The organism is Bifidobacterium minimum (assembly GCF_000741645.1).
In the GTDB taxonomy this organism is placed as follows: Bacteria; Actinomycetota; Actinomycetes; order Actinomycetales; family Bifidobacteriaceae; genus Bifidobacterium; species Bifidobacterium minimum.
In genome coordinates this window covers 538496-554845 of the sequence record NZ_JGZD01000009.1, presented here as the reverse complement: position 1 = coordinate 554845, position 16350 = coordinate 538496, and the positions used below count along the sequence as shown (strand labels likewise).

At 62.9% G+C, this 16350-nt stretch carries 15 protein-coding genes and 1 tRNA gene; 3 read left to right on the top strand and 13 right to left on the bottom strand.

From position 1 onward, the window contains the following. Positions 1-35 precede the first annotated feature (35 nt). The 4 genes from BMIN_RS06070 to BMIN_RS06060 all read right to left on the bottom strand — a co-directional run bounded on the left by BMIN_RS06070 (position 36) and on the right by BMIN_RS06060 (position 3182). Positions 36-989, bottom strand: a complete 954-nt coding sequence (locus BMIN_RS06070; protein WP_022860594.1) for a magnesium transporter CorA family protein — start codon at positions 987-989, stop codon at positions 36-38. Positions 990-1168: 179 nt separating this feature from the next. Then, complete coding sequence (locus BMIN_RS06065) at positions 1169-2002, bottom strand: histidine phosphatase family protein (protein ID WP_022860593.1); 834 nt, start codon at positions 2000-2002, stop codon at positions 1169-1171. Beyond that, a complete protein-coding gene (locus tag BMIN_RS08610) occupies positions 1999-2166 on the bottom strand; it encodes a hypothetical protein (RefSeq protein ID WP_022860592.1) in 168 nt (55 codons plus the stop codon). Before BMIN_RS08610 ends, BMIN_RS06065 begins: the two co-directional genes overlap by 4 nt. Beyond that, positions 2166-3182: a YdcF family protein gene (locus BMIN_RS06060; RefSeq protein WP_022860591.1), complete on the bottom strand. Its 1017-nt coding sequence runs from the start codon at positions 3180-3182 to the stop codon at positions 2166-2168. Before BMIN_RS06060 ends, BMIN_RS08610 begins: the two co-directional genes overlap by 1 nt. Positions 3183-3426: 244 nt before the next feature. Between BMIN_RS06060 and BMIN_RS06055 the strand changes: the two genes are divergently transcribed. Beyond that, a complete protein-coding gene (locus BMIN_RS06055; RefSeq protein WP_022860590.1) occupies positions 3427-3642 on the top strand; it encodes an ADP-ribosylation factor GTPase-activating family protein in 216 nt (71 codons plus the stop codon). A gap of 315 nt (positions 3643-3957) precedes the next feature. Here the strand turns inward: BMIN_RS06055 and BMIN_RS06050 are convergent, their stop codons facing one another. From BMIN_RS06050 to BMIN_RS06015, 8 genes are all read right to left on the bottom strand, one after another. After that, positions 3958-4638 (bottom strand): LuxR C-terminal-related transcriptional regulator, encoded by a 681-nt coding sequence (locus BMIN_RS06050; RefSeq protein ID WP_026647315.1) that lies wholly within the window; start codon positions 4636-4638, stop codon positions 3958-3960. A 114-nt stretch (positions 4639-4752) separates the two neighbouring features. Then, complete coding sequence (locus BMIN_RS06045; RefSeq protein ID WP_022860588.1) at positions 4753-5958, bottom strand: sensor histidine kinase; 1206 nt, start codon at positions 5956-5958, stop codon at positions 4753-4755. A 181-nt stretch (positions 5959-6139) separates the two neighbouring features. Further along, positions 6140-7585: a cation:proton antiporter gene (locus BMIN_RS06040; protein WP_022860586.1), complete on the bottom strand. Its 1446-nt coding sequence runs from the start codon at positions 7583-7585 to the stop codon at positions 6140-6142. A 193-nt stretch (positions 7586-7778) separates the two neighbouring features. Beyond that, positions 7779-9185 (bottom strand): DHA2 family efflux MFS transporter permease subunit, encoded by a 1407-nt coding sequence (locus BMIN_RS06035; protein WP_022860585.1) that lies wholly within the window; start codon positions 9183-9185, stop codon positions 7779-7781. 130 nt (positions 9186-9315) lie between these two features. Further along, positions 9316-10317: a VanZ family protein gene (locus BMIN_RS06030; protein WP_022860584.1), complete on the bottom strand. Its 1002-nt coding sequence runs from the start codon at positions 10315-10317 to the stop codon at positions 9316-9318. Positions 10318-10752: 435 nt separating this feature from the next. After that, positions 10753-10825: transfer RNA gene (locus BMIN_RS06025), tRNA-Ala, on the bottom strand. A gap of 196 nt (positions 10826-11021) precedes the next feature. Beyond that, entirely contained in the window at positions 11022-12038 is a 1017-nt protein-coding gene (locus BMIN_RS06020; RefSeq protein WP_152595190.1) for a hypothetical protein, read from the bottom strand. A 36-nt stretch (positions 12039-12074) separates the two neighbouring features. Then, a complete protein-coding gene (locus BMIN_RS06015) occupies positions 12075-13082 on the bottom strand; it encodes a DMT family transporter (protein ID WP_022860581.1) in 1008 nt (335 codons plus the stop codon). A gap of 257 nt (positions 13083-13339) precedes the next feature. On the opposite strand from BMIN_RS06015, the gene BMIN_RS06010 reads away from it, so the two are divergent. Continuing rightward, positions 13340-13744, top strand: coding sequence for a pyridoxamine 5'-phosphate oxidase family protein (locus BMIN_RS06010; protein ID WP_026647313.1), 405 nt, complete (start codon positions 13340-13342; stop codon positions 13742-13744). Further along, on the top strand, positions 13695-14519 hold the full coding sequence (locus BMIN_RS06005) for an aldo/keto reductase (protein WP_022860579.1): 825 nt from the start codon (positions 13695-13697) through the stop codon (positions 14517-14519). The genes BMIN_RS06010 and BMIN_RS06005 overlap by 50 nt, the downstream gene beginning before the upstream one ends. A gap of 45 nt (positions 14520-14564) precedes the next feature. Here the strand turns inward: BMIN_RS06005 and BMIN_RS06000 are convergent, their stop codons facing one another. Beyond that, the gene (locus BMIN_RS06000; RefSeq protein WP_026647312.1) at positions 14565-15914 is read right to left on the bottom strand and encodes an alpha-amylase family protein; all 1350 of its coding nucleotides are present in this window, start codon (positions 15912-15914) and stop codon (positions 14565-14567) included. Positions 15915-16350: the final 436 nt, after the last annotated feature.

Below are 16350 nucleotides of genomic sequence, written 5' to 3'. Positions count from 1 at the left end.
CCCGCCGGGACGATCGCCATGGCTTCGTCCATCTATCAACGGAAAAGCCGCGAACGGGTGAGGAACCAGGTGACGATCGCCGACAGCAGCATGGACACCACGATCACGATGAGGAACCCCCACCGATTGCCGGTCAACGGCATGCCCAGCATTCCGCCCTGCTGGAAGTTCATCCCATACATGGAGAAGATCAGCGTCGGAATGGACAGCGTGATGGAGATGATGGTGAATATTCGCATCACGTTGTTGAGGTTGTTCGACACGATCGAGGCGAAGGCGTCGGTCATGTTCGCCAGAACGCCGCTGTATATGTTGGCCATCTCGATGGCCTGCTTGTTTTCGGTGATGACGTCCTCGAGAAGATCCTCATCCTCCGGGTACTGCTTGATGCGGGACAACGTGGTGAGCTTCTCCATCACGATCTCATTGGATTTGAGGCTTGTGGTGAAGTAGACCAGGGTTTTGCTCAGCTCCAGAAGCATGAGGATCTCGCGGTTCTGCATGGAATGGCGTAGCTTCAGCTCCAGTCTGTCGCTTTCACGGTCGATGATGCGCAGATACCGCAGATACATCGTCGCGTTGCGATAGAGGATCTGGAGGATGAAACGCGACTTCATATAGGTGTTGAAACCCCGGATCGTGCCTTCCATGAAGGGATGGAGCACGGGGGTGTCCTGCATGCAGACGGTGATGATGAGGTTCTCCGTGACGATGATCGACAACGGGATCGTCTCATACCAGTCACGGCCATTGCGCTCCTCGACCGTGGGGATGTCCACGATGATCATCGTGTAGTCGTCCTCGGCGTCGACGCGCGAGCGCTCCTCGTCATCCAGAGGGGCGCGCAGGTCGGCCAGGTCGATGCCGGACTCCTGGGACACCGAGGCGAGCTCGGCATCGGTGGGATCGGTGAGACTGAGCCACGCGCCATCCGTGGGTCTCTCTATCCGCTCTATCTGACCGTTGACGGTGCTGAACATCCTCAGCATGGCTCACCTGCCTTTCACCGTTAGAGGGAACAGGTCCCCTCATCATGTCGATCTCCCACCGGTACGGTGCGAATCATGACGATCCGCCGACACCTCCACAAGCGCCCCCTATACGATAGTCCGACATCCCGATGCGGACTTCCCGGGGTCTTCATCGGCATGTCCCTTCAGCCGCCGATTCACGCCGCACCCGCCGCCGTATCCAACGGCACCCATAGCGGCGCCCCGGGGACGCGGAGATATCCGGGGCCGTTCTCCCAGTCCTCGGTCGTCGCGGGCCCGTGGTTGAACTCCTCGAGAGTCCAATCGAGTCGTCCCTCGCCGCCATGCACGGGACGCATCCGTGACCAGTGGCAGTTGCGCATCGCGCCTATGGAGCTGACCTCCGTTCCCGACAGTCCCAGCAGCGTGGCGATGGTGGCGACGATCCAGGATCCGTGCCCGACCACGATCAGCGTTCCCGGTCGGCCCGTGTCGTCCGCTCGGACGAGCGATCTCATGGCATCGGCACCGCGCGATCCCACGTGCCCCCGGTCCTCCACCCCGTAGGCCCTCTCGCCTCCCGTGTGGTCCTTCCACGACCGGTATGCGTCGGGATCCATGGCCTTGATCTCCTCGCGGGTCATGCCCTCCCATGAACCGAAGCTGCGCTCACGCAGCCGCGCGTCCACCTCCACGCCGACGTGGAGAAGAGTTCCCAGCGCTTCCGCGGTCTGTCTGGCCCGCATCAGATCGGAGGAGACGATTCTCAGGACACGGGAATGAACGGGAAGGTCCCGATAGCATGACGAATCATCGCCCGAGCCTGCACCCATACCGACGGAGGAGGAGCCCACGCCCCGCGACAATGCCGCGGCCTTGGCCCAGTAGTACCGGTGCGCGAGCTCATACGCCATCATGTCCGCCTGCCATCGGCCCACGGCATCCAGAGGTATGTCGATCTGCCCCTGCAGCCTGCGGGCCAGATTGTACTTCGTGCGCCCATGCCGAACGAACACCACCTCGTCGATCATATGATCCTCTTTCCGTCTATCGAACCGCCCACCAGAACCGGAACCCGCATCAGCCGTGCACGCAGCAGCGCGGACCCGCCCTCCGCCAGCCGCCATCCCACCCGTCGGACGCCGCCCCCGTCAGGCGCCGCCCTGCTCACGACGCGCATCAGGCGACCATGCATCAGGCGACCATGGAGGCCACGGCAGCCAGCATCGACCACGCGACCCACACTCCGGCTATGACATAGTAGGGCCACATATGGGAACGGCTGATGGCTATGAACTCCCGGATGAACGCCGCCGGCCAGTAATATCCCTTGGTGTGGCTTCCCACCCCATCGGCATGAAGGCCAAGGACGCGGGCGTATTCGCTGGCCCGGAAGACGTGGTAGTCGCTGGTGACCAGCGCCGCGCGATAGGAGTTCTCCCCACTTCGCTCGTCCATGATCCGCTTGGAGAAACGGAGATTCTCCAATGTGGTCGTCGACCGGTCCTCCATGATAATCGAGGATTCGGGAATCCCCCGATCGCGCACAAGATATCGCCTCATGGCCTCCGCCTCGCTGACGATCTCATCAGCGCCCTGACCACCCGAGACTATCAGGGATGCCCGTCTCCCCTGTCGTTCCCACAGCGTCACCGCACGGTCGATGCGCCCCTGCAGCAGTGGCGTGGGCCTGTCGCCGTTCAGGCCGGCCCCATGAATGATGATGTAGTCGTAGTGGCGCCGACGCGGGAGCATGCGATACAGCCATGAATACAGCAGAAGAGCGACGAAGGATGCGAAGAACCACAATCCTTCGACCATGACGAGCATCGCCATGTCCAGCGCCCAGACAGGAGCCTTCAACACCGTCAGCACCGGGATGAGCATGATGTAGCCCACCACGGCGACTGCGAGAGCCGCCGGGAGCATGGTGGCCATCGAGACGCCTTCATGTCTGGCCACGACGATGGTGTTGGACACGAGGAACACCACGACGACGAGCGGGGTGAGCGCGATGATGACCCCGATGGGGACCAGCATCCAGATGGTGCCGAACTGGAGGAAGAGGCAGCCGCACAATGTCGTCAGGAAAAGCAGCAGCCATATGGCGTTGCGGAACTGCCGGGGCTCCCGGATCAGGGACACGATGAACAGCAGACCGAACACCATCGCCGGGGAATAGACGAGCAGCACGCCCCATGGTCCATCCATGGCACTCCCTTCAGCCGTGGACTCCCACGGACGTTCCCATTGTGACACAAGACCCCCATGCGAAGCTCCCCACGGCTCGGAGCCCGCATCGCATCGCCGGAAAGAACCCGGAAAAGGTGCCGGAAAGGGACAGGAAAAGGGATGGTGAAGGTCGTTCCCCTGTCGGACAGCCCCTAGCGCTTCCCGGAACGCCTGTCTACAATGACAGCGTTCCGGAACACGACTCCGGACAGAAAGGTTCGACATGAGCAAACCACAAGTTGCGTTCACGTTGGATGATGACGTCGACGGCATCGTCGACACAGCGATCGAACGGATTCTCGCCGAGAACAGGGGACGCTGCGCCTACTGCGGCTCCCCCACACCCACCGACGATTCGGCTCCGGACCTCCTGCCCATCTGTGACAGATGCGCGATGGAGCATGAGGGCGCGGCCATCCGCGAACTCGCCATGGCGTAAGGGTGCGCCGGGCCGCCCCACTTGGGGCGGCCTTTTCATCACGGTTTTTTGTCGCTTATCATTCCGGGCATTCCCATTAGGGATATATGTCATGACGCGGTTTTCGATTCACCCGCTTATGAACGTCATCGAAACGACGCACCGGAAAATGGAGGGTGCGTGTTTCCTCTTGCCTTCTTTATCATCCTCCTGATGTAATAGTCATACTGCTTGCTCGGGGAAGGGGAGGGCGGGTTTGACCGCCTTGAGGTGAGCACGGGTTCATATGGCGTCGCCGGCGGCGGATCACTGCGGATCAGCTCCGGATCGATGAAGTCACTCCAGATGACGATCATCAAGGTCACCGGGAGCCAATCCCAGAGCGCGCTCGATGTCCGCGGGCGACGCGTCATAGTCCAGACCGACATTATGGAGATACCACACCATCTTGGCTGTGACGGCCTCGAGATGGTCATATGCCGTCTTGGGGGATATTTCCAGACGGCGGGATAGCGACCTCCACGACTCCCCGCGGGCGCGGGCGTTAAGAACCTGAACCTGACGCTCCGTGAGCTCAGGAAGACGATCGCGCTTGGCCAGAAGCTCGGCAAGCCCGACCATGGATCTCGGCACGACCGGCGATCCGGCCGCCGCCTTGAGAAAACCGGCGATGTTATCCTCCAGCGAGTCGGACTTGCGGACCAATCCCAATGCGCCAGCCGCGAAGCACCGCGCTATCACCAGAGGTCGCCTCTCATCGGTGTACAGACACACCTTCGACAATTCGGACAGCCTGCGGACAGCGGCCGTCCCCTGCAGAACCCCATCGGTGGACGCGCCCGTGTCCAGCATCAGATCAAGAACCACCAGATCCGCGTCGGAGGAACGGGAGACACCCTCCTCGACCGACGGGTACGATCCCACAACGTTCAATTGCGGATAGGCCATGGCGAACGTGCGCCGCGTCTGCGTCTCATCATCGATGACCACCACACGCGGGCGTCTCTCTCTGGGCATATGCCTGAATCCCCTTCATCTTTTACATCCCACCACGCGATGGGACCCCCTGCATGACCATACCGCCAGACTCGCCGCGACCACCACCAAAAGAACGCATATCGCTTTGAGCGATTAATTCCACCCGGCATGGGACGTTCCGTCGGGACACGAGCGCATCATCACGACGGTGCCCTCACCGGGCGCCGACGTGACCGTGACTGCCAGCCCCTCGGACCGCAATGGCTCAACGACCTGATGCCGCAGCCCGAAACCGTAGTGCACCGCGGAAGGATCAAACCCCACGCCGTCATCGGCCACCGAAACCTCCCACCAATCGCCATGATCCTCGGCATGGATGGTGACCTCGGTGGCCCGGGCGTGGAACTGCACGTTGTACAGCACCGTGATCAGGGCCATCTGAACAGCCATCGCCTGATGGATGGGCAGCATGACATGGCGTCCGAGAAGATCGTTGACCTCGAGCGGAAGATGACCGAAACCGCTTGTGGCATTGGCGATGACCCGCCCCAGGGACCACCGCTGGGATCCGCTCTCCGGCCTCGACGTCATAGCCACCCTGAGACGAGACGCCTCCCTCGCGGCCTGCATACGCAACGCCGGCATCATCGAATCCGGTATGTCGTCGCGCGACAGGCGTGCAAGCAGACCGCTCGCGTTGTGCATATGGAAAAGGTAGCGGTCGATCCTGAGCTCCCCGACCAACCGAACGGCCTCGGAATGCGAACGCTCCACCTGCTCGGCCATATGCCGCGCGACCCTGAGAAGGATGACGGCCGCGACGACGAACATCATATAGCCGACGACGTTCATCGTCACCGAGGACAGCAAATCGGCATTCCCCGGAAGAACGACCGCCACGTACACCGCCGCGACGCCCGCGCCGACCCCGATGGCGAGCGCCGCCCCCGATATCCACGCGGGAAGCGTGGCCACGGTGAGATCCGCATACGCCGGAGCCCACACATCCCAGTCGCCCAGCTGGGACCTTCGCGGCATGTAGATCCCCTGAACGACCAGCGCCATGACGGTTATGGCCAGATGCACGGCACCCAACCCCCAGGGAAGACGGTAGGACCTATGGGTGAACATCCATACGGCGATGACGGAGGAGCATGCGATGGCCGCCGCCGTCATGACCCAGATCTGCCAGACCATATGCGGATCGTGGATCAGGGACGCCATGCAGAGACACAGCTGGAGCACCACACCGATATGGAGGATCCCGAGCATGGCGGCGATGGGGAGATCCACGACCTGTCCGGCCGACGAGGCACCGACCCCCCACCAACGCCTCCACGCCTTTCCCGCGTTTCTCATACTTCGATTATCCGTCAGACCACGGGAAACGACGACCACAGGGAAACGACGACCATAGGGAAACGCCGCATGAGGAAACGCCGCATGAGGAAACGCCGCGACGCGACGCTCCCCGCACCACCCGATGCGATGGCCCGTTCGTCTCCCTTCACGGAGATTTCCGGGTCCGATGCGGTCACCCTTACGAATGGTGTCTGCGGGACAGCTCCTCCTGAAGCCTGCGATGGTCCTCCAACGCCCGCTCCACGGCCTTGCGGCGCCTCTCACGGGCGGCCTGCGCGGCCTCGCCCACATCCTCGCGTATGCCGCGACGTATCTCCTCCCGGATGTCGGCGCCCGAGCCGTCCAGGGATTCGATGGTCCTCATCAGCTCGAAAAGATCCCAATGCTCGGCAAGGATATCGCCGGCGCGACGAGGCGAATGGGCGATCTCAAGAATCGCGCCCGCGGGATGCGCATCCGCCACGCGGGACGTCATCGAGGCCAGAAGCGGCATCACCAGCACGGTGACGGCACCCGCTGCGACAAGCGTCGACGCCGTGGCACGCCGCATCGCGCCGGACGAGACCGCGACGGAGGTGACGGCCACGATCAGCGGCAGCGCCGTGGCGCAGTACAGGGCCACGGTGGCGCGGTTGTGGGAGGACATCGGATTACGGCGGTCGAAGGCCATCACGATGAACACCGGCAGCGATCTGACCAGCAGCAGCATGAGGATGAAGCCCACGAAAAGCATGGGGTCGCCGGCCACCGCCCGCACGTCGATCAATGCCCCGGACACGACGAAGAACACGGGAATCAGGAAACCGTAGGCCACCCCGTCCAGCTTCACGTCAAGGGAGCCGGAACCCCGGGGTAGGATCATCCGCAGGACGAATCCCGCCGCGAAGGCTCCCAGCACCAGATCAAGTCCGAACACCGCCGAGCACGTCACCAGCACCAGCAGCAGCAGAACCGTGAACCGCATCAGCGTCTGGGAGGACGTGTCCGCGGTGTTCGAGACGAAACGATACAGCCAGCCGCCGGTTTTCCGCGCGGCCACGGGAACCGCCGCCACGAGGATGCACACGGCGACGAAGGACACGAGGATGATGATCGTCTGCGACTGCGCCCGGGCCGACAGCAGAACCGCCATGGCGATGATGGGACACAGCTCTCCCCACGTCCCATAGGCGATCACCGCGTCACCGACCGGCGTGTCCTCAAGGTTGCGCTCCTTGAGTATGGGCATCAGCGTGCCCAGGGCCGTCGTCGTCAGACAGATGGCGGCCGCGGCGCCGTTCATGTCATGGGCCGTGAAGAAGGGGAGCACGATGACCAGCCCCCAGGCCAGGGCGAAGGTGCCGATCCACGTTCCCAGACCCAGTCGTCCCTGATGCCCGCCGAGCCGCGAGGGCTCGATCTCGTATCCCGCGATGAGGAACAGGAACGCCAGCCCAAGCTCGGAGACCAGATCGACCGCTCTGGTGATATGGATGACGCCCAGTCCATAGGGGCCGATGGCCGCCCCCGCCGCCAGCAGGAGGACGGTCTGGGGAACGGCCTGCCGAGGCACGAGCCCGGCGATTATCGGACACGCCACGGCTACGGCCATGATCACCGTCAATGATATGAGATCCTCGGTCATACCATCATCCTTCCGTGGGCTGCGATATTGGGGTTTGCGATGCTGCGGTTCGCAGGACCATGGGCTGCGAGACTCCGGTTCGCAGGACCTTGGTTTGTAAGACCTTGGGCTGCGATGACGCCACCAGCACATGATCCCACATGCGGCGTTCCGGTGGACATACGGCGTTCCGATGGAATTGCATCCGCACCGATCATCGCCGGTCTCCGCGTCGAGCGGACCACACCAGCGATGCGAGGAAGCAGACCATCGCCGCCGCGGCGACCCCTGCCAGAACGATCAAAGCCGTTCCCGCGCCGATATTGGTCGAGTCGGCCCGGGGCATCGGCAGGCGCTGGGCCGCGGACACGATCGACGCGACCACGGCGGTTCCCGAATCCCCGGCCAGCTGCTGCAGCGTGTTCACCACGGCGTTCGAATCGTTCCGACTGTCCTCCGGCACGTGGCCATAGGCATGCGTCATGCCCGTGGGGACGCAGAGTCCCTGGCCACCGGCGAACAGAACGTATGCGGCCATATATGCCGCCACCGATCCACCCTGACGCTGGACGACCAGCATGAGGGTCAGGGAGACCACGATGGCGCCCGATCCCAGGACTATCGGCCTCGACGCCCCGAAGCGATCCAGAATGCCGCCGCTCAGAGGCGCGAAGATCACGCCCAGCACGCATCCGGGAAGAAGTATGCATCCCGCCTGGAACGCGCTGGCGCCAAGGACCTCCTGTCCGACGTTCGGCAGCAGATAACCCAGCGCAAGTATCCCGAACTGGGTGAGCATGATTCCGGCAAGAGCCAGAACGAACGCCGGATGGGAGAAAACCGACACGCGGATCAGCGGATCGGGAATCCTTCTCGATCTCATCGCGAAAACGCCCATAAGAAGGACGAACAGAAGGATTCCCCCCAGAACCTCCGGAGAGCCCCACCCCCGTTCGGACGACGCCGAAAGCCCACGAAGAAGAGCGACGAATCCACCGGCGAGAACGAGCCACCCCCACACATCGAACCTCTCGCGCGTCGTCGCTCCCACCTGGCGAATCGCCCACACGCCCGCGATCAACGACAGCAGAAGGAGAGGGACGAGGATGACGAAGATCATCCTCCACCCCCAGCGCTCGATCACCAGTCCGCCCACGGATGGGCCCACCGCGGGCGCCAACGCGGTGATGGCGGAGGCGGCACCCATCATCATCCCCATACGATTGAAGGGGGCCTGCTCCAGCACGATCGAGAACATCAAAGGCAACGCCATGCCCGTGCCCAGCCCCTGCAGCATGCGTCCGACGAGCAGTCCCGCGAAGACCGGAGTGACCGCGCACAGCACCGTCCCGGCGATGAAAAGAACGGTCGAGGCGACGAACAGATGCCGAGTGGCGAAGCTTCTCTTGAGATACGAGGACACGGGAAGCACGATGGCCAGAACGAGAAGATACCCCGTGGTTACCCACTGGACGGTGGACGTCTCGATGCCGAACTGCTCCATCAGGGAGGGGAAGGCCACGTTCAGCGCCGTCTCGACCAGCACTCCGGAGAACGAGAGGATGCCCGTGCACAGCACGGACACCAGAAATCGCGCGTCAATAACTCGTTGATAGGTCACCAGACGCAGGTCTAGCGGATAAACAGGACAGCGACGACACGCCCCTCGAAGCCCGATGCCGGCATGAACCGCCACGCGCCCGCTCCTGGAACGCCCTATCCCAGATCATCCGCTCTCAAACCATCCGCTCTCAGATCATGTCGTACGGCATCCGTCGGGCGACCATCCAGAAAAGCCACAGAACCGCCGCGACGACAAGCGGAAGCACCGATACCCACACCAGCCAGCTGAAGGTCATCGCATAAAGAACGAGAGCCCTGACCGCATAGAACGTGACGCGACGAACGGGCCCACGCTCCCGCGTCTCGACGGTCATACGGACGAATCCCCCTCCGATGGTGCGTCCATCCCTTATCCATGGGATCACGGCCTCGAACACGAGGAAGACCAGCACCTCGACCACGCCGCTGTACCACGTGTTGAACGGATTCCCCTCCGTGTGACCGGCGGCCATCCATATGAGGAACACGATCGGCAGCAACGCGGCCAGGACAAGCGTCATATCGATGGTGAAGGCGACGAAGCGTCGCATGAGCTTCGGATCGTCGTCGATCGCGTCACCGTCGACAGGCTCGTGGGGATACGCCTTCGTGAAGGCCGCCGCGATGCCGAAGCCGATAAGCGCCCCCATGGTGTTCGTCAGAAGGTCGTCGACGTCGAACAGCCGGTAGGCGCACGGATACAGATGGAAGAGTCCGGTCAGCTGCGCGGTCTCGATGCACAGGGAGGTAAGGAAACCCACGGGGAGGGCGACGCGAAGGGGCCACCGGAAGGTACGTCCCATGAAGAACCCCCACGGGACGAAGAAGACGACGTTGAGAACAAGCTGGAGAACGGCGGTAAGGCCATCGGCGCGAATGTCGTGGACGAATTCGAAAGGATTGAGCTGCGGCGACAGATGATGGGTCGAGCAGAAGCCGACGGGATCGGACGGCAGCGGGTACATCGTGAAGCACACCAGCGCGAGAAGATACAGAACCACGAGATAGGCGACCAGAGCCGGTCGGAAGGTCAGCCGGTTGTCACGGTGATAGAGCAGCGCGAACACCGGCAGCGTGAGGATCAGCGAGGCGAACGGCCATAGCACGACCGACAGAATGAAGGGACCCGTGAAACCTGCGATGAAAGACACGGCGGACCTTTCCATGAACCGGCATTGTATGTAGACACACTATGACACGGCGGCGAGAAGCCGGAAGACGACCGCGCTCGCATGGTCCCGGACGGAGTCCATGCCATGGCGTTCCACGATGCGCCGCCTCACCGTGCATCATCCTTCTTACTGGGCATCATCCTCACCGGGCAGCAGCCTTACGCATAGGCAAGGCCCCGGGGAAGAGAAAGGGAGAATCCGGGGCCTTGATGAACAGTATGGAGGCCGGTTCTGGTCGGTACATGGGCAGGACGTCCGGAATCCATGGAAGATACCTAGAAGGTTCATGAACGAAGTGGCGCGGAACGGCGGGATCCGCCCACGCCCGCCGTCGCGAAACGGCCGTCACGAAACGATGAAGGCCACAACATCAACGAAAAGGCCGCTCCCGAAGGAGCGGCCTCAACATGCCCGTGGAGCTAAGGGGATTCGAACCCCTGACCCTCTCCATGCCATGGAGATGCGCTACCAGCTGCGCCATAGCCCCGATACTCGGCCCTTTGGGGCCTATGACAGGTTACAACACCTCGTATGGATGAACAACCCGGCGTGTCGATTCGGCCTCGATCAACCCTCGTCTCTGCTTCCACCGCCGATCCTCATCCGACGCTTACCCGCCCCTCATCCGACACTCATTGGCGGCATTCGCAGGCCCCCATCCGACGACGGCCGCACGACCCGGGTCACTGATCGGCGTTCCCGTTGGTGGACTGAGTGGTGCTTCCGCTGGTGGATCTCCCTTGTCCGCCGCTTCCCGAATTCGCGGTGGAACCCTCATCGGATGATCCGGACGACGTGGGCGAGGACGAATCGGACTGCTCCGTTGTCGGCGATGTCGTCGACGGAGTGGTCGGCGAGGATGTGGGGGTTTGCGTGGATGACCCGTCGCTCGACCCATTGTCCGAGTCGGTGGACTCCCCCGTGGACTCCCCGGTGGAGGGGGACGTCGTCGAGGTCGCATCGCCGGACTGGCCTTCGGACTGCGACGGCGACTGACTGTCCGATGGAGAGGGCTGTCTTCCCGTGTCACGCCTTCCCGTTCGTGAGTTGCTGACTATGGTGCGCACCACATCGTCCGTCCCATGCCCGTTGGTGACGGCCAGAACCACGCCTGCGGATACCAGCACCGCGACCAGTCCGCTGACCACGGCCACGATGATGACGTTCCGGCGTTCTTTATGACGGCGCTGTTCGCCGAATGTGCCCTTGGTGGAGGAGGGTGGCGGTGCCACCGCCGCACGCCGGTGATCATCGTGCGAAGAGACTACGCGGGGGCGACGGGCAGAGGAGGAGGAGGACGAAGAAGACGACGACGACTCGGACGACTCGGACGACTCGGAGGCGCTCCCCCCGACCCGGACGACGTCCGTCCCGGATGGATTCGGCGTCGCGGACAGCGCAGCGGTCTCGTCCGCACCCGCCACAGCGGTATCGTCCGCACCCTCCGAAGACCCCTCCCCCGCATCCTTCACGGCATCTTGCGACGAGTCCTCCTGGGGAGTCGTCTGGATCTTCTTCGAGGATTCCTTGAAGACGTTCTGATAGATCTGCGATGCGACCGCGGAGACGATCGAGCCCACGGCCACGCCGATGACCGAACCGGCTATGCCGATTTTGGCGGCGAGAAGAAACGAGGTCACCGCAGCCAATGCCCCCGCAAGTATCTGCGTTATCGATAAGCCCTGGAAAAACTTCTTCACAGGACACACAGTAAACGACGCGGAGGCGCCCCACCCCTATGGGAGCCGGACATCCTCGGAATCTCCGTGGATGACGGTCATGCGCGTGCGTTCGCGCGATCGGTCGGACGGTCTGGCGCCCATCGACGACAGAACCATCGCCGAGAAGATCAGCGCGAATCCCACGAATGACGTCCAGCCGACGCGTTCCCCCCAGAACATGGCCGAGAACGACACGGAGAAGATGCTCTCGCTGCACATGATGATCGAGGCGCTGGATGTGGGAACATGCGCGAGTCCGATGTTCTGCATGATCTGGGCCAGCGTGGTCGCCGCCAGAAGAAGATAGAGGATGCTCCAGATGACGTCCGGAGCCAGCCACGAGGAATTCGGCCCCGGCTCGGTCAGCAGCGCGGCGACGAGGAACAGGACGGAGGCCACCACGAACTGCACGAAGGTCATGGCTATCGGATTGAAGCGTTTGATGTAAACGCCGAGATACACGATGTTGAAGGCGACGAAGACGGCGTTGAGCAATGTCAGGACATCGCCGTACGAGAGCTGCAGCGTCGCCGTGCTCGGCTTGAGCGCGACGAACCCCACCCCCATCAGGCAGATGATCGCGGAGACGATGTGTATGGCCTTGGGCGCCGAACGCGCCACAAGCCATAGTGCGAAGGGCGTGAGAACGGCATACGAGGCCGTGAGGAAGGAGCTCCTTCCGGGGTCGATCGTCTCCAGGCCCTTGGTCTGAAGGGCCATCGAGCCGAAATAGGTCACGCCGACCACAAGGGACGGGACGATAATCGCCTTGGTCAGATTGGGAATGATCGTTTTGTGGAACAGGGCCAGCATGATGACGCAGGCGACGCCGAGCCTGATGAACATCAGCCACATTGGTGGGATCGTCGAAATGGCGATTTTGGCGACGAGATAGCTTCCGCCCCACAACGCGGCGCAGGCCAGAAGCATCATTCGGGCGAGATTGGGCGGGAAGGAGCGGGACATGCGGCTGCTGAAACCACGCATCCATCCGCGCCGTCCGCCGGACATCGACTCCCTCATCACGCCTCCCGTTTCCTTGACCCGATATGGCCACGGTTCCGTTCCCGGCCACGCCCGCAGGGGGGCCCCACACACCATACTCTGCGCCAATCGCGAACACGCGCGGTCCGCGGGATTGCGCCAGCGGCCAAACGCCAGTCCTGAGGCCCCGTATTCCAAGGCGTGGGAGCGTGAAGTACATCACATCGTCATGTCAACCACCATCAACAGCGATAGGCTAGAAGGGACTTGACTCACAAAAGGAAAGGACCATGATTATGGCAACTCTCACACCGGAGATGAAGGACTTCATCGCCAACAACCTCGCCTGGATCACCACCATCAGCAAGGACGGGGATCTGGACATCGGGCCGAAGATGTCGATGTTCGTCCTCGACGACAACCATCTGGCCTACCACGAGCGCACGGCGGGTCAGCACTACCGCAATCTCGAGGACGGCAGCCCGCTGGTCGTGGCCTATGCGAACCTCGCCGAGAAGAAGGGCTACCGTTTCCGCGGAAACGTCGTCCTGCACAAGGACGACGACATCTACGACGCCCAGGTGAAGGTCGCGGAGGAGAAGGGAACCAAGAAGCCCGCCGTCGTCCCCGTGCTCGAGATCACCGAGATCGATGACCTGTCCGCCGGTCCGAAGGCCGGAACCACCATCGCCAAGGGCTGATTCCGGTTCATCCGGGACGATCCGTCTGCCGACCGTCCTGATCCCCGACGCGGGGCGCCGTCTCCTACCGGACGTCGCCCCGCGTCACGATATCCATCCCCAATACCATGGTCTGGGAGCCGATACGATAGCCGCGGCCGCACGCGAGTCCCTGCTCCGCCTGGGCACGGATTCCATCGACCTGTATTACGCCCATTTCGACGATCCGCAGACTCCCTTGGAGGAGACCGCCACCGCATTCGACCTTCTGGTCCGACAGGGACTGGTGCGGGCGATAGGACTGTCCAACTACACGCCGCAGCGAATCGAGGAGTGGTTCGCCATCGCGCGTCGCGAAGGCCTTTCCCTTCCCGTCGCTCTGGAACCTCATTACAATCTGGTGCACCGCGCCGACGTCGAGTCCGGGCTTGGTTCGCTGGCCGAATCGGAAGAGCTGGCGGTGTTCCCCTATTTCTCACTGGCCTCCGGTTTCCTCACCGGAAAATACCATTCCGCGGCGGACGTTTCGGGCGTCGACCGCGAGGGAATGCTTTCCGAGGTCGTGACCGACGATGGCTTCGCCGTCGTGAAGCAGCTCTCCGCCATCGCGGCGAAGCATGACGTCCAGCCGGCCACCGTCGCACTGGCATGGCTGAGGCAGCGTCCGTCGGTCAGCGCCCCCATCGCCTCGGCGCGCACGGTCGATCAGCTGCCCGCCCTGATGGAATCCGTCTCGCTGACTCTCGGTGCGGAGGATATGGCCACGCTCACCAAGGTCTCCGCACCCTTCGCCTGATTCCCTTTTCGTCTGATTCCCTTCAGGAGTCGGATGGCGCGGGAGTCACAGGGACAGTACCACGCCCTTCGCATCGCGAATGGTCGCCGTGGGTTCGGGGTCAAGAGCGAGGGTGACGCGCAGGGACTCGCCGTTCTCTCCTCCGGCGCGTCCTCCGTCCCCGGCATACCCCGGATTCCTGCCGTCGTCACCGGCATCGGAATCAGCTGAGCCGACGACGTCATAGACATAGCGCCTGTTGTCGACCTCGACAGGAACGGTGCGAGCGGAGGACAGCCACGGTCGGTCCCTGCGCATGCGGATCAGCGCGCGGTACAGGTCACGCATGGACTCGGCCTCCCGACCCATCGCCATATCCTCAGGACGCTCCGGGAACTCGGGCCGCACGGCGTCATCGCCGCCCAGACGATCCTCCTTGATCCCCGTCATGGCGATCTCGTCCCCGTAGTAGACGCTGGGGACGCCACCCACGGTGAAAAGGATCACCGCCGCAAGACGCGCGGACCCGAATCCCACGGTGCTCGCGATGCGGGTGACGTCATGGTTGCTGATGAACGTCTGCGGGATGAAATGGTCAAGGAACCCGTTGTGCCGTTTCAGGCACCAGTCCAGCTCATAGAAGTTCCCCGACTGCAGGGAGCTCCACACGGCCTTCCACAGCTCGTACTGGGTGACGGAGTCCATGCCCGACTCCTGCACCACCGTCGGATAATCGCCGTGGATCACCTCACCGAGGAACCAGGCGTCATGATGCCGCGCACGCACGCCGGGGAGGACCCGCCTCCAGAAGCCGGCGGGAACGGCATACGCGGCGTCGAGTCTCCACGCGTCCGCCCCCCGGTCCATCCAGTAGTCCATGACGTCACCGACGAGATCGGCCGCCGCGGCGCCGTCATGGTTGATTTCGGGAAGATCCCCATGCCCTTCGAAAACGGGATAGTCGACAGTGCCGTCGGGCTTCGCAACGATAGAGAACAGCCGCCCGCCGATCGCATCCGCGCCATCGGAGCCGGCGCCCGCGCGAACATCCGAAAGCTCCTTGCGGAACAGGGGATTGTCGATGCCGACGTGGTTGAACACGCCGTCGAGCATCAGCGCGACCCCCTTCGCATGGCAGGCCCGGGCCAGAGCGCGGAAATCATCCTCATCCCCCAGCCGGGAATCGATCGAATAGTAGTCGACCGTATCGTATCCGTGCGTCGCCGATTGGAAGATCGGCCCCAGAAGAAGGCCGTCGCATCCCAGATCGCGCAGATAATCCAGCCAGTCGATGATCCGCGTCAGCCGGTGGACGGTTCGGCGCCCGGCGATGTCATCGGATCTGATGGGCGCGCCGGTGAAGCCCAGAGGATACACATGCCACCATATCGTGCGGGACGACGCAGCGGGAAGCATCGGGGCATGTGACGACACAACAGAGGATGACACGGCCGGGGACGACGCAGCGGGAGACGACGCAGCTGACCGGGGCATCGTATTCGCGGCAGCCTTCATGCCTCCGTCGTCGTCGGCACCTCTGCCGTCGTTGGCACCTCCGTCATAGTCGGCACCTCCGTCATCGCCAGCCGATGGGTTTTTCATTACGGAATCCTGCATTGCTCTCCACGCCTTCCTGCGAAGTCCATACGCGACGGCATCCACCGCCCCGCATCCTCTGCGGATCGACGTCTCTGCGGATCGACGTCCGCGCGGAGTCATTCATCCATATGCCCCGCTAGCCCTCAGACTAACACCGCGAAATGGCCGTGCCTCCGAACGGCCACGCCGCAGAACGACCCACCGCCCGATGACCATGGAACACCCTGCCCCGAAATGGTCATACCGCAGGCCA

Coding starts and splice junctions, on each gene's coding strand:
- BMIN_RS06070 (WP_022860594.1), bottom strand. CDS start 989: ATGCTGAGGATGTTCAGCACCGTCAACGGTCAGATAGAGCGGATAGAG.
- BMIN_RS06065 (WP_022860593.1), bottom strand. CDS start 2,002: ATGATCGACGAGGTGGTGTTCGTTCGGCATGGGCGCACGAAGTACAAT.
- BMIN_RS08610 (WP_022860592.1), bottom strand. CDS start 2,166: ATGCATGGTCGCCTGATGCGCGTCGTGAGCAGGGCGGCGCCTGACGGG.
- BMIN_RS06060 (WP_022860591.1), bottom strand. CDS start 3,182: ATGGATGGACCATGGGGCGTGCTGCTCGTCTATTCCCCGGCGATGGTG.
- BMIN_RS06055 (WP_022860590.1), top strand. CDS start 3,427: ATGAGCAAACCACAAGTTGCGTTCACGTTGGATGATGACGTCGACGGC.
- BMIN_RS06050 (WP_026647315.1), bottom strand. CDS start 4,638: ATGCCCAGAGAGAGACGCCCGCGTGTGGTGGTCATCGATGATGAGACG.
- BMIN_RS06045 (WP_022860588.1), bottom strand. CDS start 5,958: ATGAGAAACGCGGGAAAGGCGTGGAGGCGTTGGTGGGGGGTCGGTGCC.
- BMIN_RS06040 (WP_022860586.1), bottom strand. CDS start 7,585: ATGACCGAGGATCTCATATCATTGACGGTGATCATGGCCGTAGCCGTG.
- BMIN_RS06015 (WP_022860581.1), bottom strand. CDS start 13,082: ATGAGGGAGTCGATGTCCGGCGGACGGCGCGGATGGATGCGTGGTTTC.
- BMIN_RS06010 (WP_026647313.1), top strand. CDS start 13,340: ATGGCAACTCTCACACCGGAGATGAAGGACTTCATCGCCAACAACCTC.
- BMIN_RS06005 (WP_022860579.1), top strand. CDS start 13,695: ATGACCTGTCCGCCGGTCCGAAGGCCGGAACCACCATCGCCAAGGGCT.
- BMIN_RS06000 (WP_026647312.1), bottom strand. CDS start 15,914: ATGCTTCCCGCTGCGTCGTCCCGCACGATATGGTGGCATGTGTATCCT.